The organism is Bradyrhizobium sp. AZCC 1678, assembly GCF_036924765.1.
Classification (GTDB): domain Bacteria; phylum Pseudomonadota; class Alphaproteobacteria; order Rhizobiales; family Xanthobacteraceae; genus Bradyrhizobium; species Bradyrhizobium algeriense.
This window is the reverse complement of the sequence record NZ_JAZHSE010000001.1, coordinates 6,708,828-6,730,757: the sequence shown is the minus strand read 5'-3', so window position 1 is coordinate 6,730,757 and position 21,930 is coordinate 6,708,828. Positions and strand designations below refer to the sequence as shown.

The window sequence follows — 21,930 nt, the reverse complement described above, 5'->3', positions numbered from 1 at the left end:
TATGTTACATGACATCACCATTCATAAGCAAGGTATCTATACGAATTGGGAAGTTTAGCGTTTAGCTCTCGGAACGTTTCGCAATGCACTGTCAAGAATGTCGATTGGAGAAGCGGCGAAGACAAGCGCTGCAGATCTGTCGTCACCGAAAGGATTACGCACATGAACTACCAGCCACGTGGGATCAGTGATCCGGCTATCCAGGGACCGGCTTCCTATCTGAGCGAGATTGGCGCTGCTGAGGCGCTCCTCAAGACCAAGCCGACCTGGGATGGCGTCACCGCCGAAGCCGTGGCGCGCATGCGTCTGCAGAACCGCTTCAAGACCGGCCTGGACGTCGCCCGGTACACCGCGGCGCTGATGCGCAGCGATATGGCCGCCTATGATGCGGACACCACAAAATACACCCAGTCGCTCGGCTGCTGGCACGGCTTCATCGCCCAGCAGAAGCTGATTTCGGTGAAGAAGCATTTCGGCACGACCGATCGCTGCTATCTGTACCTCTCCGGCTGGATGATCGCAGCACTGCGCTCCGAGTTCGGACCGCTTCCCGATCAGTCGATGCACGAGAAAACGTCTGTGCCGGCGCTGATTGAAGAGCTCTACACCTTCCTGCGTCAGGCGGACTCCCGTGAGCTCAACGACATTTTCCGTGGCCTCGACGCGGCCCGCAAGGCAGGCGACAAGGCGAAGGAAAAGGCGCTGATCGAAAAGATCGACACCTTCCAGACCCATGTCGTGCCCGTGATCGCCGATATCGATGCCGGCTTCGGCAATGCGGAGGCAACCTATCTGCTCGCAAAGAAGATGATCGAAGCAGGTGCGTGCGCCCTGCAGATCGAAAATCAGGTCTCCGACGAAAAGCAGTGCGGCCATCAGGACGGCAAGGTGACTGTGCCGCACGAAGTGTTCCTGGCGAAAATTCGTGCCTGCCGCCACGCCTTCCTCGAACTCGGCGTCGAAGACGGCATCATCGTGACCCGCACCGACTCGCTCGGCGCCGGTCTCACGCAGCAGATCGCCGTGAGCCACAAGCCGGGCGACATCGGTGACCAGTACAACAGCTTCCTGGATTGCGAAGAGGTGACGGCCGCCAACGCCAGGAATGGTGACGTCATCATCAACCGGAACGGCAAGATGATGCGTCCGAAGCGGCTTGCCAGCAACCTCTATCAATTCCGCGCCGGCACCGGCGAGGACCGCTGCGTGCTTGACTGCATCACCTCGCTGCAGAACGGCGCCGACCTGCTGTGGATCGAGACCGAGAAGCCGCATATCGAGCAGATCGCCAAGATGGTCGACCGTGTTCGCGAGGTGATCCCGAACGCGAAGCTGGCTTACAACAACTCGCCGTCGTTCAACTGGACGCTCAACTTCCGTTGGCAGGTCTACGATGCGATGAAGGAGGCCGGCAAGGATGTCAGCAAGTACAATCGCGCCGAGCTGATGAAGGCGGAATACGACGGTACGCCGCTGGCGATCGAAGCCGACGAGCGCATCCGCACCTTCCAGGCCGATTCAGCCAAGCGCGCGGGCATCTTCCACCACCTGATCACGCTGCCGACCTATCACACGGCGGCTCTGTCGACCGACAATCTCGCGAAGGAATACTTCGGCGAACAGGGTATGCTCGGGTATGTGAAGAACGTTCAACGCCAGGAAATCCGGCAGAGCATCGCCTGTGCAAAGCATCAGAACATGGCCGGCTCCGACATTGGCGATGATCACAAGGGATATTTCGTCGGCGAGGCGGCCCTGAAGGCGGGCGGCGCCCACAACACGATGAACCAGTTCGACTAACGCTGGAAGGAGACTGACAATGACCAAAGGCAGCAATTTCTGGGTGATCGGCGGTGAGTTCGGCTCGATGAACTTCCACAAGCTCGTGGAAGGCTCGGCCCAGGTTCAGGGTCCGTTCAAGACCCGCAAGGAAGCCGAGGACGCCTGGCGCGTCGTTTCGGAGGAGAACCGCCACAAGGCCGGCGTACGCTTCTCCATCGTGGAAGAGCCGTCGCGCGTCTCGGCCTAAAGCGCCTGCTGCCAACAAGATCTAGGGAAACGGCCCAAGGACAAGCGGCCCCATCCGGAAAACCGGGTGGGGCCGTTTGCGTATTCCAGGGCACCGGGGAGAGGTTCCCGCCGCACACTCAGAACCCGGTGGACCGCTAAGCTATTGCAAACAAACAGCCATTGCGCGCAACATAGTTACTGATAGGTTAACCGGGCTTACTTCCTCAGGATAAAGGCGGCAACCGATGTCAAACGCGCAAAACACCGGCAACGAAGCCCGCGACATGAGACCGACGCGGCTGCGCGATGCGCTCCGCATGGCCCGCATCGAGGCTGCCGATCGCACCGGCGTCGTGGTCGAACTGCGCGATGCCGAAGTCGCCCGGCTCGAGATCCTGAACGAGGCGCTCGATCCGCTGTTTGCCGAGGTGCCCGAGCAGATCGACCTGTTCGATCGCGGCGTCAGCCAGGGCGAGACGCCGCGGCTGTGGATCGATGTGGTGGCGCATGTGGTGATGGGGCGCGACAAGCGCATCTACCGCTTCGTGCAGGACACGCGCTTCGGCCGCATCGTGATCGCCGAGTCGCATGACGTTCCCGTCATCGTCGATGCCGTCACCGGCTATGTCGCGCGCCGCATGATCGAGCGCGAACATGCGATGATGGTAACGAAGGCGGCTGAGCCGGCCGTGGAAAAAAAGCCGCGCCGCCGCGGCTTCGGCATGTTCGTGCTCGGCTTCCTGTTGGGCGCGGTGGCGCTGTTCGGACTGGCGCTGTATGCGAGCTTGAAGAATATCTAGCCAGAGTTGGCGGCTCAGGCATTCGGGGGCATCGTGGCAGCCGCTTCATCCATACCGTTGTTCGCCCTGCTTGTCGGCGCGCTGTTCGGAACCTCCTGGCTGTACGGCAAGTGGCGCACGCTGCGCCGCGCCGAATTCATCCGCACCTTTCACTGGCCGCGCGGGCTGCTCGAGCGGCTGGAGAAGCATCATCCCGGCTTTGCGCGCAAGGACAGCGCGCTGGTCTCGCGGGGCCTCCGGCAGTTTTTCCTTGCCTATCTGATGAGCGGCAAGCGCCACGTCTCGATGCCCTCGCAAGTCGCCGACGACCTCTGGCACGAATTCATCCTGTACACGCGCGACTACGACGCGTTCTGCCGCCGCGCCTTCGGCGGCTTCCTCCACCACACCCCCGCCGTCGTCCTCAGCGAGCATCGCAAGAGCAACGAAGGCCTGCGCCGTGTCTGGTGGTATTGCTGCAAATACGAGAATATCGATCCGGTCCGTCCGACGCGCCTGCCGCTGTTGTTTGCGCTCGACAGCAAACTCAATATTGCAAACGGGTTCGTCTATCACCCCGACTGCGAAGAGCTGCGCAAGAACGGCAGCGGTGCGGCGTATTGTGGTGGCGATTTCGCAGATACGTCGTTCGACGGTAGCTCGGACGGGTTTGGCGATACCGGCAGCGACGCAAGCGGTGATAGCGGCGGAGACGGCGGTGGTGGAGGCGACGGGGGCGGCGGCTGCGGCGGCGGGGATTGAAGATTTCGCTAGAGCAGCGTCGCCTGCTTGATCTGCTTGACGCGGAAGTCGGCGTCGATGGCGCGCACGGTCTGCACGCAGCGCCATTGGTTGCCGTCGCGCGTGATCGAAAACAGATTATACGCCGCGGCCGGATAATGCCGGTGTGCCAGCGCCGACGCCGACGGCACACCGACCGCGGGAATCTGGCGATCGGCGCCTTCGAGCCACATCGTCGAATGGATGTGATCGTGCCCGTGCAGGACCAACTCCACGCCGTGCCGCTTCAATACCGCACGGAGAGCCTTCGAATCGGTCAGCCGCTTCATCCGCGAACTCGACTGCAGGGGATGATGCACCAGCAGCACCCGGAACGCGTCATCGGCGGACATCTGCGCCAGATGGCGATCGAGCGCATCGAGCTGCGCGCGGCCGAGCCGGCCGGTTGCCATCAATGGCAGCGTCGGCACCGCCGAGGACACCCCGATCAGCGCCAGCGGGCCGCGTCGCCGCACGAATGGAAACCGCGTGTCGTCCGCCTCGGCATCACCGCGCACATATTTGTCGAACGTGCCGGCGAAATGATGCCGCGTCGCCCACACATAGGCGTCGTGATTGCCGGGCACGATGGTGACATGCTCCGGCGTGCCGACGCTTTCGAGCCAGGCTTGGGCCGGGGTGAATTCGGCCTCCAGCGCCAGGTTGACGAGATCGCCGGTCACCGCGACGTGGTCCGGCCGCTGCGCCTGCATGTCGGCGACCAGCGCGTCCAGCACCTCGCGGCGGTGATATTTGTGGCGGTTGCGGGTCCAGTTGAGATAGCCCAGCGCACGCTTGCCCGCGAGATCGCGAAGCTGCGCCTTGGGCAGGGGCGGCAGATGCGGATCGGACAGATGCGCCAGCGTGAAGGTATCGGTCATCCGCGCTCCGCCGCACTCGCTGTGATATAGAGCCGTCGCACGATCATACCGGCGATATAAGGATCAAACGTGATAGCTGTCCATCCGAGGTTTGCGTGACGGCGCTGCAGCACTTGCGAAAACGTCTCGAACCGCAATTGCGGCGGGCCTTCCACCTCTATTGGCGGATGGCCCGCGGCATGACGCTCGGGGTCCGCGGCGTCGTGCTCGACGGCGACGACAAGGTGTTCCTGGTCAGGCACAGCTATGTCGCCGGCTGGCACCTGCCGGGCGGCGGGGTTGAGGTCGGCGAAACCTTTCTCGAAGCCCTGCGGCGGGAATTAGCGGAAGAGGGGCGGATCGAACTGACCGGGGAGCCGGTTTTACACGGCCTGTTCCTCAACGCCCACGTGTCGCGCCGCGACCATGTTGCGGTCTATATAGTCAGGCAATTCCGGCAAGACCGCTTGCCGGAGCCCAACTACGAGATCGTCGAGTGCGGGTTCTATGCGGCGGGTGCGCTGCCGGCCGAGACGACCAGGGGCACGCGCCTGCGAATCGCGGAGGTACTTGACGGCGTGGCGCCGATCGCGACGTGGCGGTGACGTTAGCCTGGTTGCTTGCCGCGCCTGCAACGAATGGAAGCGGAGAAACGGGGCGGGGTTCGACATGGGCAGGATGGGGATCCTGAAGTTGCTTTGCGCCATCGGCTTCCTGGTGGTGCTGGCCAGCAACGTCTGGAACATTTCGCGCTGGAGCGAGAGCCGCGGCGTCTATGACGACATCTGCTACTTGCGGCAGGCGCATCTGTTCGAGAGGTTCGGGCTCCGCGGCATCGATACCGACGTCACCTTCGATGACGATCATTACCTCAAGAGCGGCCTGAAGGCGATCGGCTACGCGGAATGGTATGACGTGAAGCGTGCTCCCTGCCACCCCTTCATTCCGGCGGTGGACAAGCATGTGCTGCAGTATCCGCCGGGGACCGGCTTTGTCCTCTCGCTGTTTCCTGCTGGATTTCGGGTGGCCCCGCTCTACGTATTAACGTCGATCGTCGCAGTTGGTTTTTCGCTTCTCGCCTTGACCTATGTGTCTACGCTTTACCGGCTGATACTGGTTGCCGCGTTCGGCGACTGCGCGATCTATCTGATGATCAATCCGACCAAGGCCAGCTATTCGATGGCGCCGACCATGATTGTATGCGCGCTGGCCGGTTTTCTAACGGCGAAGATCTTCATCGCCGGGCCACGGCGCCGGCTGGTCTTGCTGGCGCTGGTCGGGCTGCTGATCGGGCTCTCCGTCAATTTCCGCTTGCCCAACGTGTTTCTAGCGGCGGGGTACTGCCTCTACCTTGTTGGCGCCTTCGCGCTGGCGCGGAGCAGGGACACATTCCTGCAAGGACTCTTGTTCGGCGTCGCGTTCGTGCTCGGAATGGCTCCGACGCTGATTGCGAATGCGATCAATGCGGGAAGTCCGTTTGCGACGACCTATGGCAGCGTCGACGCCGTGCCGCCGGAGCTGAGTACAAGCGTCCTGTTAAGCTATCTCGTTGACGTGCAGTTTACCTTGCTGGCGATATCCGCCGCATGGACTGCCTGGCTGTGGCGCTTCGATCAGGGGCGCGCCAAACGCGTTGCAATTCTGGTCGCGGCAAACATCGCCGTGAACGCGATTTTCTTCATGACCCATCCGATATTTACGCCATATTATATCATTCCGATCGACATGGTCTCGCTCTGGACTTTGCTGTTCGCAACGCTCGATCTGCGCGGCGAACGGGCCGCCGAAGGTGCGGCCTTCCCTCAACCGGCCAACGCCTGATTGCGGTATGACGCGCCATGGACGGATTTAATTCGGTGAGCGTGCGATGACGGGACCTGCGCTGCGGATTGCGGTTCTGGTGCCATGCTTCAATGAGGAAGCCGCGGTCGCCACCGTGGTCTCCGACTTCCGCAAGGCGCTGCCGACGGCTGAGATTTTCGTCTACGACAATAATTCCAGGGACCGCACCGTCGAGGTGGCGCGCGGAGCCGGCGCCATCGTGCGCAGCGAGCGCCGCCAGGGCAAGGGGCATGTGGTGCGCCGCATGTTCGCCGATGTCGATGCCGACGTCTATGTGCTGGTCGATGGCGACGCGACCTATGACGCGCCAAGCGCACCGCGCATGATCGATGCGCTGGTCAACGACCACCTCGACATGGTGGTGGGCTTTCGCATCGATCAGTCGGTCGCCGCCTACCGGCCCGGCCACCGCACCGGCAACTGGATGCTGACGAGCTTCCTTTCCACGGTGTTCGGCCAGGCGTTCAAGGATATCCTTTCCGGCTACCGCGTGTTCTCGCGCCGCTTCGTCAAATCCTTTCCGGTGCTGTCAGACGGTTTCGAGATCGAAACCGAGCTCAGTGTGCACGCGCTCGAACTGGCGCTGCCGGTGGTGGAGATCGAGACGCCTTATTATGCCCGCCCCGAGGGCTCGTTCAGCAAGCTGAACACTTGGCGCGACGGTTTCCGGATTCTCGGCACCATCCTGAAGCTGTACCGGTCGGAAAAGCCGCTGCGATTTTTTACGGTCATCGGCATCTTCCTGATGCTGATCTCGATCGGCCTCGCGATCCCCGTGGTCGTCACCTTTCTCGAGGAAGGTGTCGTGCCGCGGCTGCCGACAGCCGTGCTGTCGATGGGTCTGATGATCGTGGCGGTGCTGTCGGTATCTTCGGGGCTGGTGCTGGATACGGTGACGCGCGGCCGCCGGGAGATGAAGCTGCTGGCCTACCTGTCCCAGCCGGCCATCAAAAGGGATTAAGGCAATACGGGGATTGCCGCCGCCGGCAATGGACCGCGCCGCCGCCAGATGCTATCCCGCGCCCCATCATGAGCGAACTTGACGTCACCATACTGGCTGAAACTCCAAAGGACGCGCAGGCGATCGAACGCCTGCACGAGCGCACATTCGGTCCCGGCCGTTTCGTGCTGAGCGCCTACCGCCTGCGCGAGCATGTCGATCACCTGCTTGAGTTGTCGTTCACGGCGCGGATCGGCACATTGCTGGTCGGCTCGGTACGGCAATTGCCGATCTGCATCGGCGACACGCCGGCGCTGATGCTCGGGCCGTTGACGGTCGAGCCGCCGTTCCGAAAGCGCGGCGTTGGCCGCATGCTGCTCGATCGCTCGCTGCGGGACGCCAAGGCCAAGGGCCATCGCCTGGTCATCCTGGTCGGCGACGAGCCCTATTACAGCCGCGTCGGCTTCAAGGTAGTGCCGAAGGGACGCGTGATCATGCCGGGTCCCGTCGATTACAGCCGCCTCCTGGTCGCGGAACTGGTCGAGGGCGCCTTCGACGGTGTCTCCGGCGATATCCGGCCGGACTGGAACAAGGCGCGGTAGCGTAGCGCATCGGCGGGGGCGTTCTCAGGTCAGCGCGGCGGCTTCCGTTTGACACCGGCCGCCTCTCCGGCAGGCCGGGTACCTCCCGCGGCCTGCTGCAATTCGTGCCGGAATTCCTCGCGCTTTTCGTGGATGGACGCGACGACCAGGCCCATTGCCATGCCGAGGCCGATCAGGGCTGCTTCTGACAACAACAAGCTTGCTTCGATGGTCTCCGGCACGGCGTCGGTGACGCCGATCTGATAGAGATGCCGCGCATGCTCCGCGTCGCGGGCGCGCGACACCACCAGCATATCTGCCCTGAGCGCGCGGACCTGGGCTACGATTTCGTCGATGCCCTTGGCTTCGCCGATGGTGACGATGACCGCAGCGGCCTCCATGAGGCCGCAGCTCTTCAAAAACTCCGGATTGGTCGCATCACCGTAATAAACGGTGCGTCCCTGCCGACGCTGCTCCGGCACGGCTGCGGCGTCATTATCGACGGCAATGTACTGGAATTTGTGCCGATCGAGCATGGAGCAGACGACCTGTCCCACCCGGCCATGTCCGATCACGATGGCATGGTTGGCGCCTCCGCTTGGTGCAACGGTCAGTTCGGGATCGAGCGGCTTGTCTTCGCGTATCATTGGCGCCAGCCGCCGCGCCACATGGGCAAGCGCAGGAATGAGCAGCATGGTCACCGACGTCAGCGCGACCGTGAAGCTCGACACCTTGGCATCGATCAGGCCGAGCGTCGTCGCCATGCCGATGACGACAAAGGCGAACTCGCCGCCCGGGCCGAGCAGGAGGCCGGTTTCGATGGACGCTCGCCAGGAAAGGCGAAACAGCCGGGCAAGGGCGATGAGGATAATGGATTTCACGGCAACGAGCGCGACGGCGCTTCCAAGCAGCCAAACCGGATCGCGGGCAAGCTCGCGGAAGTCGATGTTCATGCCGACCGTAAAAAAGAACAGACCCAGCAGGAGTCCCTTGAAAGGATCGATGGCGGTCTCGATCGCCTTGCGGAATTCGGTCTCGGCGAGCAGCAGGCCGGCGATGAAGGCGCCAAGCGCCATCGAGAAGCCGGCCGCGGCGGCGGCCACCCCTGCTGCGACGATCACGAACAGCGTGGTGGCCACGAACAGGTCGCTCATGCCCACGGATGCGACCAGACGGAACAGCGGCCGCATCACCACGCGGCCGGCGACGACGATCACGCCGAGCGCGATGGCGGCGTTGGCGAGCGCCAGCGCGAGTGTGCCGGCAACCGAACCGGATTCGCCGGTGCCGAAAATCGAGATGAATAGCAGGAGCGGCGCCACCGCCAGGTCCTGCGCCAGCAGGATCGCGAAGCTGGCGCGGCCAGCGGTCGTGGTCAGCCGCCCCTGCCTGGAAAGCACTTCGACGACGATGGCGGTCGACGACAGCGCCAGGCAGGCACCGATGATGAGCGGCACCGGCGGCTTGCCGCCCGCAAGGATCACGGCTGCGCCGATGGCGGCTGCGGAGAACACGATCTGCAGGCTGCCCAGTCCGAAAACCAGGCGGCGCATCGTCTTCAACCGCTCATAGGACAGTTCCAGGCCGATCAGGAACAGCAGGAACACGACGCCGAGCTCGGCGATACCGGCGACGTTCTTGGCGTCAACCACGGTGAACCAGTACAGGAACGGGAATTGGCCGATAAACGAACCAAGCCCCAGGGGACCGAGGATCGCGCCCGCTACGAGATAGCCGAGGACAGGATTGAAGCCGAACCGGCGCACCAATGGAATGACGATGCCCGCAGTGCCGAGCAGGACGAGGGCATCGCTGTAGACGGGAATGTTGATCGGCGAGGGCATCTATCCGTGTTCGTCAGCTCGCATCGGGCAAGGCACATCCTTCAACGGTGCGATAATCCGGTATCCACCGCCATCCATGCCGACGTTAGCTGGTACCACCAGCCAACGCCACCCGTCAGCGCCTGACCTAGAACTTCAGATTGGCAAACGCGCGCACGCCGATGCCCGGCAGCAAGACCTGGTCCTTGTTGAAGGAAGTGGAATTGCGGATGTTCTCGTTCAACAGGTTGTTGCCGACGAGGCCGACCATCATCTCGCGTGCGCCGAACCAGGAAGGATCGAGCTTGGTCTTGTAGCTGACCTCCGCCTTCAACAGGTTGTAGCCTGCGGTTGGCGTCTCGCCGATCGGGGCGGTGTCGTTCTGAGCGAAGGCGTGCAGCAGGTTGATCCGCGTCAGCCAATTGGCATCGCGCCAGAACAGGCCGCCGCCGACTCGCACCGGCGGAATTCGCGGAACATTGGTGCCATCGTTGAAGGTCGCGCGCACCACATCGAACTGGTTCTCGACGCCCCAGATGCCGCCGTAGAGCGGCCCCACGTCCAACTGGCTCTGGAATTCGCCGCCACGGAAGGTGGCGTCGCGCTGCGAATAGATCGCCTGGTTCAGCTCGAGCGGAAAAGCCGGGTCGGCGGGACCGACGCAAGCGACATCTTCGCAGGTATTGCCTGTGAGACGGCGGTAAATGAAACCATTGAACTTGGTGTAGTAAGCGGTTGCTTCGAACCTCAATGGTCCGGTCGCGCGTCGTAATCCGATCTCGATCGATTTGGCGGTTTCGATGCCGAGATTGGGATTGCCGATATCGAACGTGGCGGTCGCATCGTGCGCGCCGCGTGAAAACAGTTCGGCCGGCTTGGGCGCGCGCTCGACGTATTGGGCGGTAATACTTGCGACAAGACCCCATGGCAAATCCTGGAGCAGACCGACGCTCACACTTTTCGGCGTGAAGTTCAGGTTGCGCGGTGTGGCAGGACCAATGGCCGCAGGGTCGACGTTGAGGTCGAACAGCTCCGGAATGAATGCCGGCGTTGTTCCGCTGAGACTGACATGCTCGATACGGCCGGCGATCTGCGCCTTGGTTGAGTCAGAGAACTTGAACTCGTTGAAGACGTAGCCGGCGACCCTGTTATTCTTGTTAGGATCAAACAACCCGTTGAGCGGGCTGGTTGGATCGTCCGGACTCGGCGCCGTCAGTTCCTGATGCCCGGCCTGAAGGCCGAATGCTGTCGTGACGGCGGCAAACCGCGCGTTGAACGGGGCCATCTGCACCTCGACGCGCCCTTCCTGCTCCTTGTTCGTGAAGCTCTGCCGCACGCCGAGGGACGAGAGGTCGGCGGGATCGGCCAGTCCGATCTCGTCGTGCTTGTAGTTGGTCGCGCCCGCCCAGAATCTGACGGCATCGATCGCCGCTGCATCGGGCCGGTATTCGCCCTTGGCCGTGAATTTGGTTTGGCGCGCGTCGATGCGGGTCTGGTGATCGGCGCCGTCGATGCCGGGAATCCGATAGAGCGTGTCGTTCTGCGTGATCGCCGCGCCGATAAATCCGCCATCGAAGATGTAGGAGCCGCCAATCGATGCACCAGCCGCCTGCATCGCCGAATTCGGTTGCCGGCCGTTGACCGGGCGGGTCTGGTCGAACAAATACGGATAGCCCGGAATGCTGTAATCGCTGGCCTTGCGGCCATAGGCGTCGGCATGAACAGCGAAATTACCACCGCCGGCATCGATCAGGATGCCGCCATCGACACCGCGATCGACCGAACTGACGGCCGTTCGGGTTTCGACCGTGACGCAGGAAGGCGGTCCCACGCTTGCGAGCGGCGCTTTCGCCGGCAGTCCGTAGGTCTGGAACGGTGCGGCCGCGCATGTTGGCAGGGCGTCCGGGATGCGATTGTTGGTTGCGCTGACGACGCCGCCGATCGATGTCGATCCGTAGCGCATTGCCGCCGGACCGCGGATAACTTCGACCTGGTTTGTCGCCAACGGATCGACCGGCACGAAATGATCTTCGCCGAGATCGGAGGCGCCGCCGGCGTTGGTGCCGTTCTCGACGATGCCGACGCGATTGACGTCGAGGCCCCGGATGATCGGCCGGCTCGCGGCACCGGGCGCGAAGGTGGAGCCGGTAATGCCGGGCTTCGAGAACAGGAGATCGCCAAGCTGGGCGGTGCCTTGGCGGCGGATCTCCTCGTTCGGCACCACTGTGACCGTCGCAAATTGATCGGTGACGATGGGGAGCACGCCCTGCTGGGGTGCGGCCGCGACCGGTGCGGCTTGCGGTTCTGCCGCGCGTTGCCGGTTTTGGCCGGGCGCGGTGCGGGCGACGCGCACCGGCGTGCGCGAAGGCACAACGGCTCGCCGCCGCACAATCGGGCTCGGCGCCGTCACGGTGATTTCAGGTAGTTGTGTCGATGAGGATGGCGCTGCGTCCTGTGCCAGCGCGCCGTCGGCCATCGCGCATAGCAATAGCCAGCTTGCTCCACCGAAATGGAACGCTCGTTTCTTCTTGAATGTCATTGTCCCGATCCTGATTCCGTCGATGTGCGACGGATCGATTCCGATTTTCCCTCGGTGGATCAGCCGCGTGGCGCGGCGATCCCTTTGGGGAGTGTATCAATCAATCGAGGTCGGGAGACGGGAGGCGCGCGGGACCGGAATGCGGGATGAAGCGAGCCGAGATGCGCGAACTCGGCGCCGGTGGTCAGGTGCAGAAGCTTGACTGCCTGCGGCAGCTCCAGCAGCGGTGGCGTGGCGAACAGGAAATTGTTGGCAAGCGAAACGACGGCGCAGATTGCGCAGGCGTCGGCCGGGTGCCGGTCGTTATCGTGATTGGAGGGCTGCTGCTGAACCGTGTCGCTGGCCGCATCAAGCGCGGTGTGGTCCGCGGCGTAGGTAAGACCGGCATCCGAGAGACCGATCTGGACGTTCTGCGCGGCGGCGGCCCCGTGGCAATGCCCGAACGACAGCGCAAACTGGGTCGCGAGCGCGAACAGCGCCAGCCGCGCGCCAATTCTGACGTTGGTTCGAAACCATTTCACAATGACGCACGCCTTGCCCCGGGGCGACCAAGTCTCTCGGCCGTCCCAATGTAATATTATAACACGGGAGAGGCATCGCGATGTCAACGCGGTGCAAGTGCGCTCGGACGAATCCCCAAACGCTGTGTGATTACTGCAACGGACGCAGGCCCCGAGCCTTCAGCATGACAAGAGTATTCTCGCGAGAGATTTTTCCCGATTGACAAGGTTGGCCATTCAAGATGTTATGTTATAACATTACATAAGTTCGGAGCCCCGCGATGCTTCCCCGCTCTCGTTCGGGATTCCGCGCACTGCACAGGTTGTTTGATCTCCATGCGAAAACTCCCCGTCACCGTCTTGTCCGGCTTCCTAGGGGCTGGAAAGACAACTTTGCTGAATCACGTCCTCAACAATCGCCAGGGCCTGAAGGTGGCGGTGATTGTGAACGACATGAGCGAGGTGAATATCGATGCCGACCTGGTGCGCGATGGCGGTGCGAATCTTTCCCGGACGGATGAAAAACTGGTCGAGATGACGAATGGGTGCATTTGCTGCACGCTGCGTGACGATCTGTTGAAGGAAGTCCGAATGCTCGCTGAGGGCGGCAAATACGACTATCTTCTGATTGAATCGACGGGCATTTCGGAGCCGCTTCCGGTTGCCGCGACGTTCGATTTCCGAACCGAAGAGGGCGACAGTCTTTCCGACGTGGCAGTGCTCGACACCATGGTGACGGTGGTCGATGCCGTCAACTTGTTGCGGGACTATGCCTCGACCGATTTCATCAGAGATCGCGGCGAATCGCTCGGTGTCGATGACAAGCGAACGATGGTGGACCTGCTGGTGGAGCAGATCGAATTCGCCGATGTCATTGTGCTAAACAAGATCAATGATGCGTCCGCCGGCCAATTGGACGCGGCGCGCAAAATCATCCGCGCGCTCAACCCGGCCGCCGATATCGTGGAGACTGATTTCGCCAAGGCTCCCTTCGAGCGCATCCTCAATACGGGTCGCTTCGATTTCGCGCGGGCGCAACAACATCCGCTCTGGTTCAAGGAATTGTATGGCTTCAGCGATCACACACCGGAGACCGAGCAGTACGGCGTCAGCAGCTTCGTCTACCGCGCGCGCCGACCATTCGAGCCCACGAAATTCCATCTGTTCCTGCGCGAAAGCTGGACCGGAGTCATCCGGGCGAAGGGACATTTCTGGATCGCGACGCGTCCACAATGGCTCGGTGAGTTAAGTCAGGCAGGTGCGATCGTCCGCACCGAAGGCCTCGGGTTTTGGTGGGCCAATGTGCCCGCTGACCGATGGCCCGACGATCCATTCTGGCGGAAATCGCTCAAGAAGAACTGGAACGAAGTCTATGGCGATCGCCGACAGGAGATCGTTTTCATCGGCACCGACATGGACGAGGAGGCTATCAAGGCGCGCCTCGATGCGTGTCTTGTCACGGGTAAACCGGGAATGCACATCGGGGAATGGGCTGGGTTGGCCGATCCGTTCCCCAAATGGCTGCGCGCCGACGAGGCAGCATAAGGTTCCCCGCAATAAGACTGAATTATCGACGTTGAGCTCAACGCCCCTCGCGCACCCATGTCGCCGCGAATGCGCCGAGCAGCAGCAGCAGCCCGACCAGCCCTGCGAACATCGGCAGCACGCCGACGCCCTTGACGACGCTGGCGTCGCGCATCTTCACGCCCATCCAGCCGTCGCCGTGGAAGATGCCGGAGGCGCGCACCGGCACCACGCGGGGCAGGTCGACGCTGGTGCCGTCGGCCACGCGGCGGGCGTCGCCGCCGGTCGCCTGCGCCAGCGGTTTCAGCATCTCGGTCGTGGAGGTGACTTCGGAAAATTCCTTCGGGTTGGTCGGTCCGACATTGATCAGGGCTTTCAGCGCGCCATCCGTTGCCTGCCACAGCCCGAGTTCGTTGGCGGGGAGGGCGGAGCGCCAGGTGCCGGGCTCGCTCGCGGTCAGCGTGAGTTCCTTGGTGGCGCCGCTCGGTGACGTCACGGTCACCGGCGGCACGTTGTCGGCCATGGTCTGGCGCAGCACCACGAGGTCCTTGCCCTGGATCTGCAGGCGCAGCGCCTCTTCGTCCAGATCAGGCTGCTTCATCAGCCAGTGCGACGTCCGCCGCAGCAGATCCAGATGCGGCCCGCCGCCTTCATAGCCGCGCGCCCACAGCCAGATGTGGTCTGACAATAGAAGCGCGACGCGGCCTTCGCCGAAGCGCGACAGCAGGAGCAGCGGCTTGCCGTCGGCGCCGGTCATCACGGGCGCGCCGATCGCGTTGCGGGTATCCACGGTGCGGAAGAATCGGCTCCAGCGCGGCGGCTCGCTGGCGGAGCCTTCGAGGCCGCGCGTCACCGGATGGCGCTTACCGGCGTCGCTCAGATGCGCATAGAACGGTTTTTCAGTGACGCCGACCGGCTCTGCCGGCAACACCGTATCCAGGGGCGTGCGCCAGATGCTGGTGGTGGAGGCATAGTCGGGGCCGGCCGACACCAGCACCGCGCCGCCGGCGCGGACATAGCGCGCGATATTGTCGAAATAGGCGATCGGCAGCACGCCCTGGCGGGCGTAGCGGTCGAAGATGATCAACTGGAATTCGTTGATCTTCTGCTGGAACAATTCGCGCGTCGGAAACGCGATCAGCGACAATTCGTTGATCGGCGTGCCGTCCTGCTTCTCCGGCGGGCGCAGAATCGTGAAATGCACGAGGTCGATGCTGGCGTCCGACTTCAGCAGATTGCGCCAGGTGCGTTCGCCGGAATGCGGCTCGCCTGATACCAGCAGCACGCGGAGCTTGTCGCGCACGCCTTCGATCGCGACCACGGCGCGGTTATTGACCAGCGTCAGCTCGTTCTCGAGCGGCGAGGCTTCGATCTCGACGATGTTCGACCCGGCATGCTTGATGTCGACCTCGACATTGGAGGTCTGGCCGCTCAGGAGCGTGCGCTCGCTGATTACTTCGCCGTCGCGGCGCACCACGACCCTGGCGCGCTGGCCGGTGACGCCCTGGTCGTCGAGCCGGTAGGTGATGGTCTGGGGCTGTCCGACGATGCCGAACCGCGGCGCGGCCGAAATCGCGACACGGCGATCGCGCTCGTCCTTGCGTCCGGTGACGAGCGCGTGCACCGGCGCCTGGAAGCCGAGGGCCGCGGCGTTGGCCGGAATGTCGTGCACCCGGCCATCCGTGATCAAAAACGCGCCGGCGACGCGGTCGACGGGAACGTCCGACAGCGCCGATGACAGCGCGCCGAACAGTTTGGTTCCGTCGGTTTCGCCGTCGGCCTGTCCGGCCTCGACGACGCGCACTTCCAGCCCCTTGATCTTCTTCAGCGTATCGACCAGCGCCTCCTGCGCCTTGGCGGTCTCCTGGTTGCGGGTGCCAAAGTTCTGACTCGGGCTCTTGTCGATCACGACGGCAGCGACAGACGACAGAGGCTCGCGGTCTTCGCGGGTGAAGGAGGGATTGGCGAGCGCCAGCAGGATCAGCGCCAGCGCCGCGACGCGCACGGCGGCACCGCGCGAGCGCCCGAGCAGCAATAGCACCGAGATCGCGACGATCGCGGCCAGCGCGATCCACAGCACGATGGACGGAACGAGGGGGGTGAACGCGATGCCGTAACTCATGGCCTATTGCCCCAACCGCTCGATCAGAGCCGGCGCGTGGACCTGATCGGCCTTGTAGTTGCCGGTCAGGGTGTACATCACGATGTTGACGCCGGAGCGGAACGCGAATTCGCGCTGGCGCGGCTCGCCCGGCGTCAGCGGCAGCATCGGCTGCCCATCCGGGCGGTGCGCCCAGGCGCCGGCAAGATCGTTCGAGGTGATGATGATGGGCGAGACGCCGTCGCCGCCGCGCGCCGGGCGCGAGGCTGCATCGTCGTCTTCCTCGCGCGGCAGGGTCTCGACCCAGGTCTGGCCCGTGTTGAAGCGGCCGGGGAAGTCGCGCAGCAGGTAGAACGTCTTGGTCAGCACGTGCTCGCGCGGCACCGGCTCCAGTTCGGGCACGTCGAGGGAGGAGAGAATTTCGCGCAAGGTACGCATGCCCGGCGTCTGCGCCGCGCCGTTTTCGCCGGGCGGCGCCTCGACGGCGTCGCGGGTGTCGAACAGCACCGTGCCGCCCTGTTTCATGTAGGCGTCGATGCGGTTGATGGCATCCTGCGGCGGCTTCGGCGCACCCGGCACGATCGGCCAGTAGATCAGCGGAAAGAACGCCAGTTCGTCGCGCGCGGGATCGACGCCGACGGGATCGCCGGCCTCCAGCGCCGTGCGCTGCGCCAGGAACAGCGTCAGTCCGGCCATGCCGGCCTTGACGATGGAATCGACGTCGGCATTTCCCGTGACGACATAGGCAAGGCGCGTCTGCGACACCGACTTGATGGCGAATTCGTCGCTGCTTTGGGCGCGCGTCGGCGAAGGTGCGATCGAGGTTGCGGACAGGATCAGGGCCAGCAGAACGGCGGCAGCCGCCGTGCGCCGCCGCCACAAGGCGGCCAGGCCCGCACCCAGCATCGCGACCACGATCGCGTCGATCAGGAACAGCACCAGCGACGACGACAGCAGAATGCCGCGCAGATCGCGCGGTTCGGCGTTGGTGTAGCTGGCGCGTTGCGCGCGCAGGGAAGATGTATCGAGCAGCGCGATGCGATCGGCCGGGGCCAGCGTGTTGACCGCGATCGGGCCATCGGCCGGGCCGTAGAAGCCCGGCGGATGATCTGACGTAGCGCGGTCGCGATAATCCGCCGGCATCGGCTTGGCGGTCGAGGGCGGCGGCCCGAATGCGCCGAAGCCGTCGAGGGTGCGCAGCGGCGCCACGGTCTCGACATTAGTCGCCTCGCTCGCAACGCCCGCGCCGGGCTTAGAAGTGTAGCCGGACATGTCGACCATCCGCCGCAGCATCTCGACGAAGCTGCCGGACATCGGCAGGTCCGACCAGCGCGAGTCGGCGCCGACATGGAACAGGCTGATAACGCCCTTGCCGCGATGCTCGCCGGTCACCAGCGGCGTGCCGTCTTCCAGCGACGCCCAGGTCTTGGTGGCGAGCACCGCGTCCGGCTCGGCCAGCACCTGCCGGTTCACGGTGATGTCCTTGGGCACGGCGAGGCCCGCGAACGGACCGTCGGCGGCGAAGGAAGCCAGATGCTGCGGCTTTTCCCAGGTCAGGCTGCCGCCGAGAATGCGGCCGCCGCGACGCAGTTTCACCGGCACCAGATCGTCATCGGCCTGCGCCAGGCGAGGGCCTGCGAAACGCACCAGCACGCCGCCCTGATCGATCCATGTGTTCAGCCGCTCGCGGATTTCCGGCGACAGCGTGCCGACATCGGCGAGCACGATCATCGGTAGGCGCTGATCGAGGAACTGCGCGATCACCTGTTGCGCCGCGCCGCGATCACCCAGCCGTATGTCGGCGAATGGCGACAATGCGCGGGTCAGATAGAAGGTCGACGCCAATAGCGGCTGGGCGGTGTCGCTGGTCGCGCCGGTAACGACGCCGACGGCGCGCCGGCGCCAACGCTTGTCGAGCAGTTGCACCGCGCCGGCCGATCGTTCGCCCGATATTTCCAGCCGCGAAATGTCGTTGCGCAGTTCGACCGGCAGATCGAACGCCGCTTCGCTCTCGCGATCCTGCATGCCGAACGCGTAGCGCGCCTCGCCGATCGGCGAGCCCTTGGCGTCGATCGCGCGAACCACACCGGCTGCGACGCCGCCGGTGGTGCGCAGCACCTTGACCGTCATCTTCGCCGCGGCGTTTTCGGCGGCGACCAATGCCTGCGCCGGGGCCGCGCCGCCTTCGAACACCGTCAGCTTGCGATCGCCGATGGTCTTGCCGAGATTTTCGACGAATTCGGCGCCGCGCCCGGTGTCGACGCCGTCGGACAGCCACGCGATCTCGGCATCACCGGTCGCCTTCAGGAAGCGGTCGAGCGCGCCAAGCGTGTCGACGCGGTCGACCGAATAGGGTTTTGGCGCAATCTGACGCAGCGCGACCCGCGCGGTGCCGGCCGGCATCAGCGTGATGTCGCGCGCGGTCTCGGAAAGCGGAACCAGTGCAACGCCGCGGCGGTCATTGTCGGCGTTGGCGATCAGTTCGTCAGCGGCCTTGACCCGGGTGTCCCAGCTCGCCGCCGCGCTCCAGCCGTCGTCGAGCAGGATCACCAAGGGCGCATTGCTGCTGCCAACGCCGGTTTGCGGATTCCAGATCGGGCCTGCGGCGGCAAGGATGACCAGTGCGGCGGCGGCAAGCCGCAGCAAGGTCAGCCACCACGGCGTCCGCGACGGGGTTTCTTCCCTGGGCCTGATGTCGAACAACAGCCGCGTCGGCGGAAACTCGATCCGCCGCGGCCGTGGCGGCATGACGCGCAGCAGCCACCACAACACCGGCAGGCTCAACAAGCCCAGCAGCAGCAGCGGTTGCGCAAAGGTTAGGGGGAGGGCCGCGATCATGCGCTACGCCCCGCCTTGACGGTCGAGCCGCGCACGCTTCCCTTGGCTGCCATCATGCCCGAATGCAGGAACAGCAGGAGTTCGGCGGCGGAACGGCTCGTGGTGTGGGTCGAGAACAACCAGTCGAGCCGGTTGGTTTCGCTGCGGATCTCGTCGCGATGCAGTGCGACACGCGCGACATAGTCGCTGGCCCAGCTCTCGGCGCGGCCGGCGGTGATGACGCCAAATCCTTCCGGCTCGACGAATTCGACCCGGCCGGCATAGGGAAAGGTTTCTTCGGCGGGATCGACGACCTGGATCAGCGAGCCATGGGCGCCGGAGGCCGAAAGCCCTGCGAGCATCACCCTGATCTCGCTCATCGGCGACCACAAATCGGACAGCACGACAATTTCGGCCAGCGCCGACGGGACAAAGGACGGCGGCAGGCTCGCGCGCACCGCATCGTCGTGCAGCATCGCCTGCGCCATCTTGTCGATCACGTTGCGGCTTGCGGTCGGGTTCATCAGGCCGGGAATGCCGACGCGCTCTCCGCCCGAAACCAGGAGTTCAGCAAGCGCGAATGTAACGATCAGCCCGCGTTCCAGCTTGCTGTCGCGCGCACCCTTGGAAGCAAACGCCATCGACGGCGAACGGTCGGGCCACAGCCACACCGTATGCGCAGCCTCCCACTCCTGCTCGCGGACATAGAGGTGATCGTCACGCGCCGAGCGCCGCCAGTCGACATTCTGCGACGGCTCGCCGGAGACGAAGCGGCGGTATTGCCAAAAGCTCTCGCCGGCGCCGGCGCGGCGCCTGCCGTGCAGGCCATGGATGACGTTGGCGGCGATACGCCGGGCTTCGAGCACGAGTCGGGGGAGCGAAGCGGCGAGCGTTCGGCTTTCGCCATCGGCACGTCGGATTGCTAAAAGCTCCCTGGTCTCGTGGCTGGTCTCTGCGGCCATCAACCGATCCGCGTCTTCAATTGTCTGATTACGTCGGGAATGGTGCGGCCTTCCGCGCGCGCCGAGAATGTCAGCGCCATGCGGTGCTTGAGAATGGGTTCGGCGAGATCGAGCACGTCGTCGATCGAGGGCGCGAGGCGGCCGTCGAGCAGCGCGCGGGCGCGAACCGCCAGCATCAGCGACTGGCTGGCGCGCGGACCCGGTCCCCAGGCAATCAGCTTGTCGCCGCCGTCTTCGGAACTCGGGCGCGCGGAGCGCACCAGCGACAGAATCGCCTCGACGACGCTGTCGCCGACCGGCAGGCGGCGCACCAGCCGCTGTGCCGCGATCAGGATTTCCGCGTCCATCGAGGCCTTGGCGAGCGTCGCATCCGCGCCCGTCGTTTCGAACAGGATACGGCGTTCGGCATCGCGGTCGGGATAATCGACGTCGATCTCCATCAGGAAGCGGTCGAGCTGCGCCTCGGGCAGCGGATAGGTGCCTTCCTGCTCCAGCGGGTTTTGCGTGGCGAGCACGTGGAACGGTTTTGGGAGGTCATGCCGCGCGCCTGCAACGGTGATGTGCTGTTCCTGCATGGCTTGCAGCAGCGCCGATTGCGTACGCGGGCTGGCGCGGTTGATTTCGTCGGCCATCAGGAGCTGCGCGAACACCGGTCCGGAGATGAAGCGGAACGACCGCTTGCCGGAGTTGCTCTCGTCCAGCACTTCGGCGCCCAGAATATCCGAGGGCATCAGGTCCGGTGTGAACTGGATGCGCTTGGCGTCCAGCCCGAGCGTGATGCCCAGCGTTTCGACCAGCTTGGTCTTGGCGAGGCCGGGAACGCCGATCAGGAGCGCATGGCCGCCGGACAGGATTGTCACCAGGGTGTTTTCAATCACCCGGTCCTGGCCGAAGATGACGGTGGAGATCGCTTCCTTCGCGGCGCGAATCTGGCCGGCGACCTGCTCCGCCGACCGGACGATCGCGTCCTCGAGTTTCTCGACACCGTCTGCATTCGCCATGTCTGTCTCCTTCGACCGTATAACCGCTTCATGACACCGCTGGTTGCGTCGTCATGCCACGAACCTCATGCTAAACCTGTGCAAAGGCCATGTATTCGCTGAATTAAAGTATCCCCACATTATCGGTATTTCGGGGTATGAACGGCATCACGATATGGCGACCCATCCGCAATAGTACGGACACTAATCGTCGGGAACACATATCTCGGTATACGTGCACCAATCGTGCCAGATGAGGCGCCGAGACTCAGGGCAAACAATGGCAAAGCAAGGGCAAACCGGCACTCAGGGCCTCGAAGGACTTACTGTCGCTGCGAGGGAAGCCGCCAACGCCACCCCGGCCAGCAAGGGGCTTCCTCCGGTGCATCTGTGGAATCCGCCGTTCTGCGGCGATCTCGACATGCGAATCGCCGGTGACGGTACGTGGTTCTACATGGGGACGCCGATCGGACGGCCGGCGTTGGTGCGGCTATTCTCGACCATACTCAAGCGCGAGGACGGCAAGCACTTTCTCGTGACCCCGGTCGAGAAGGTCGGCATTCGAGTCGACGACGCGCCTTTCCTCGCGGTGGAGATGCAAAAGGAGGCTGATGATCGCGGCCGTCTATTGCGCTTTCGCACCAATGTCGACGACTGGGTGCCATGCGATTCCGGACACCGCCTGCGATTCGAGATGGCCGCCGACGGTGGGCTGACGCCCTACCTTCACGTCCGCGCCGATCTGTGGGCGAAGGTGACCCGCGCGCTCTATTACGATCTGGTTGACATGGGGGAAGAGCGGGTGGTCGATGGTCAGCCGATGTTCGGCATCGAGTCCGGCGGCGAGTTCTTTACGATGGCGGACGCGAAGCAGGTGAGGGACGCGGTTTGA

18 protein-coding genes are annotated in these 21,930 nt (G+C 63.9%); 10 read left to right on the top strand and 8 right to left on the bottom strand.

The features are described from left to right. The first annotated feature begins 162 nt into the window (after positions 1-162). From V1294_RS32305 to V1294_RS32290, 4 genes are all read left to right on the top strand, one after another. Positions 163-1,800 (top strand): isocitrate lyase, encoded by a 1,638-nt coding sequence (locus V1294_RS32305; RefSeq protein WP_334502897.1) that lies wholly within the window; start codon positions 163-165, stop codon positions 1,798-1,800. Positions 1,801-1,819: 19 nt separating this feature from the next. Continuing rightward, positions 1,820-2,029 (top strand): DUF4170 domain-containing protein, encoded by a 210-nt coding sequence (locus V1294_RS32300; RefSeq protein WP_108522535.1) that lies wholly within the window; start codon positions 1,820-1,822, stop codon positions 2,027-2,029. A 226-nt stretch (positions 2,030-2,255) separates the two neighbouring features. After that, entirely contained in the window at positions 2,256-2,810 is a 555-nt protein-coding gene (locus V1294_RS32295) for a hypothetical protein (RefSeq protein ID WP_334484442.1), read from the top strand. A 33-nt stretch (positions 2,811-2,843) separates the two neighbouring features. Next, the gene (locus tag V1294_RS32290) at positions 2,844-3,551 is read left to right on the top strand and encodes a glycine-rich domain-containing protein (protein WP_244608626.1); all 708 of its coding nucleotides are present in this window, start codon (positions 2,844-2,846) and stop codon (positions 3,549-3,551) included. A gap of 8 nt (positions 3,552-3,559) precedes the next feature. On the opposite strand, the gene V1294_RS32285 is transcribed toward V1294_RS32290, so the two are convergent. Then, positions 3,560-4,450 carry a metallophosphoesterase family protein gene (locus tag V1294_RS32285; protein WP_334502896.1) on the bottom strand — a complete coding sequence of 297 codons (891 nt, stop codon included), beginning with the start codon at positions 4,448-4,450 and terminating at the stop codon, positions 3,560-3,562. 95 nt (positions 4,451-4,545) lie between these two features. Here V1294_RS32285 and V1294_RS32280 point away from each other — a divergent pair, with 95 nt between their 5' ends. The 4 genes from V1294_RS32280 (at position 4,546) to V1294_RS32265 (ending at position 7,813) form a co-directional block, all read left to right on the top strand. Continuing rightward, positions 4,546-5,034, top strand: a complete 489-nt coding sequence (locus V1294_RS32280; protein WP_334502895.1) for an NUDIX domain-containing protein — start codon at positions 4,546-4,548, stop codon at positions 5,032-5,034. 64 nt (positions 5,035-5,098) lie between these two features. Beyond that, the gene (locus V1294_RS32275; protein ID WP_334502893.1) at positions 5,099-6,250 is read left to right on the top strand and encodes a hypothetical protein; all 1,152 of its coding nucleotides are present in this window, start codon (positions 5,099-5,101) and stop codon (positions 6,248-6,250) included. Positions 6,251-6,296: 46 nt separating this feature from the next. Continuing rightward, positions 6,297-7,232 carry a glycosyltransferase family 2 protein gene (locus V1294_RS32270; RefSeq protein WP_334502891.1) on the top strand — a complete coding sequence of 312 codons (936 nt, stop codon included), beginning with the start codon at positions 6,297-6,299 and terminating at the stop codon, positions 7,230-7,232. A gap of 68 nt (positions 7,233-7,300) precedes the next feature. Beyond that, positions 7,301-7,813 (top strand): GNAT family N-acetyltransferase, encoded by a 513-nt coding sequence (locus tag V1294_RS32265; RefSeq protein WP_334484432.1) that lies wholly within the window; start codon positions 7,301-7,303, stop codon positions 7,811-7,813. Positions 7,814-7,842: 29 nt separating this feature from the next. Here the strand turns inward: V1294_RS32265 and V1294_RS32260 are convergent, their stop codons facing one another. From V1294_RS32260 to V1294_RS32250, 3 genes are all read right to left on the bottom strand, one after another. Continuing rightward, a complete protein-coding gene (locus tag V1294_RS32260; protein WP_334502889.1) occupies positions 7,843-9,636 on the bottom strand; it encodes a cation:proton antiporter domain-containing protein in 1,794 nt (597 codons plus the stop codon). A 127-nt stretch (positions 9,637-9,763) separates the two neighbouring features. Continuing rightward, entirely contained in the window at positions 9,764-12,154 is a 2,391-nt protein-coding gene (locus tag V1294_RS32255) for a TonB-dependent receptor (protein WP_334502887.1), read from the bottom strand. 59 nt (positions 12,155-12,213) lie between these two features. After that, positions 12,214-12,675, bottom strand: coding sequence for a DUF2946 family protein (locus V1294_RS32250; protein WP_334502885.1), 462 nt, complete (start codon positions 12,673-12,675; stop codon positions 12,214-12,216). 315 nt (positions 12,676-12,990) lie between these two features. Between V1294_RS32250 and zigA the strand changes: the two genes are divergently transcribed. Next, positions 12,991-14,199 (top strand): zinc metallochaperone GTPase ZigA, encoded by a 1,209-nt coding sequence (zigA, locus tag V1294_RS32245; protein WP_334502883.1) that lies wholly within the window; start codon positions 12,991-12,993, stop codon positions 14,197-14,199. A gap of 37 nt (positions 14,200-14,236) precedes the next feature. On the opposite strand, the gene V1294_RS32240 is transcribed toward zigA, so the two are convergent. The 4 genes from V1294_RS32240 to V1294_RS32225 are packed head-to-tail and all read right to left on the bottom strand — an operon-like array spanning position 14,237 to position 21,059. Next, positions 14,237-16,300 carry a hypothetical protein gene (locus V1294_RS32240; RefSeq protein ID WP_334502881.1) on the bottom strand — a complete coding sequence of 688 codons (2,064 nt, stop codon included), beginning with the start codon at positions 16,298-16,300 and terminating at the stop codon, positions 14,237-14,239. 3 nt (positions 16,301-16,303) lie between these two features. Continuing rightward, positions 16,304-19,114, bottom strand: a complete 2,811-nt coding sequence (locus V1294_RS32235) for a DUF4159 domain-containing protein (RefSeq protein ID WP_334504910.1) — start codon at positions 19,112-19,114, stop codon at positions 16,304-16,306. After that, entirely contained in the window at positions 19,114-20,058 is a 945-nt protein-coding gene (locus V1294_RS32230; RefSeq protein WP_334502880.1) for a DUF58 domain-containing protein, read from the bottom strand. The genes V1294_RS32235 and V1294_RS32230 overlap by 1 nt, the downstream gene beginning before the upstream one ends. Then, entirely contained in the window at positions 20,058-21,059 is a 1,002-nt protein-coding gene (locus V1294_RS32225; RefSeq protein WP_334502878.1) for an AAA family ATPase, read from the bottom strand. Before V1294_RS32225 ends, V1294_RS32230 begins: the two co-directional genes overlap by 1 nt. A gap of 259 nt (positions 21,060-21,318) precedes the next feature. Here V1294_RS32225 and V1294_RS32220 point away from each other — a divergent pair, with 259 nt between their 5' ends. Next, on the top strand, positions 21,319-21,930 hold the full coding sequence (locus tag V1294_RS32220) for a DUF1285 domain-containing protein (protein WP_334484416.1): 612 nt from the start codon (positions 21,319-21,321) through the stop codon (positions 21,928-21,930).

Excerpts from the sequence above, each read along its gene's own strand:
- V1294_RS32305 (WP_334502897.1), top strand. The coding sequence starts at position 163 with ATGAACTACCAGCCACGTGGGATCAGTGATCCGGCTATCCAGGGACCG.
- V1294_RS32300 (WP_108522535.1), top strand. The coding sequence starts at position 1,820 with ATGACCAAAGGCAGCAATTTCTGGGTGATCGGCGGTGAGTTCGGCTCG.
- V1294_RS32295 (WP_334484442.1), top strand. The coding sequence starts at position 2,256 with ATGTCAAACGCGCAAAACACCGGCAACGAAGCCCGCGACATGAGACCG.
- V1294_RS32285 (WP_334502896.1), bottom strand. The coding sequence starts at position 4,450 with ATGACCGATACCTTCACGCTGGCGCATCTGTCCGATCCGCATCTGCCG.
- V1294_RS32275 (WP_334502893.1), top strand. The coding sequence starts at position 5,099 with ATGGGCAGGATGGGGATCCTGAAGTTGCTTTGCGCCATCGGCTTCCTG.
- V1294_RS32270 (WP_334502891.1), top strand. The coding sequence starts at position 6,297 with ATGACGGGACCTGCGCTGCGGATTGCGGTTCTGGTGCCATGCTTCAAT.
- V1294_RS32265 (WP_334484432.1), top strand. The coding sequence starts at position 7,301 with ATGAGCGAACTTGACGTCACCATACTGGCTGAAACTCCAAAGGACGCG.
- V1294_RS32260 (WP_334502889.1), bottom strand. The coding sequence starts at position 9,636 with ATGCCCTCGCCGATCAACATTCCCGTCTACAGCGATGCCCTCGTCCTG.
- V1294_RS32255 (WP_334502887.1), bottom strand. The coding sequence starts at position 12,154 with ATGACATTCAAGAAGAAACGAGCGTTCCATTTCGGTGGAGCAAGCTGG.
- zigA (WP_334502883.1), top strand. The coding sequence starts at position 12,991 with ATGCGAAAACTCCCCGTCACCGTCTTGTCCGGCTTCCTAGGGGCTGGA.
- V1294_RS32240 (WP_334502881.1), bottom strand. The coding sequence starts at position 16,300 with ATGAGTTACGGCATCGCGTTCACCCCCCTCGTTCCGTCCATCGTGCTG.
- V1294_RS32230 (WP_334502880.1), bottom strand. The coding sequence starts at position 20,058 with ATGGCCGCAGAGACCAGCCACGAGACCAGGGAGCTTTTAGCAATCCGA.
- V1294_RS32225 (WP_334502878.1), bottom strand. The coding sequence starts at position 21,059 with ATGGCGAATGCAGACGGTGTCGAGAAACTCGAGGACGCGATCGTCCGG.
- V1294_RS32220 (WP_334484416.1), top strand. The coding sequence starts at position 21,319 with ATGGCAAAGCAAGGGCAAACCGGCACTCAGGGCCTCGAAGGACTTACT.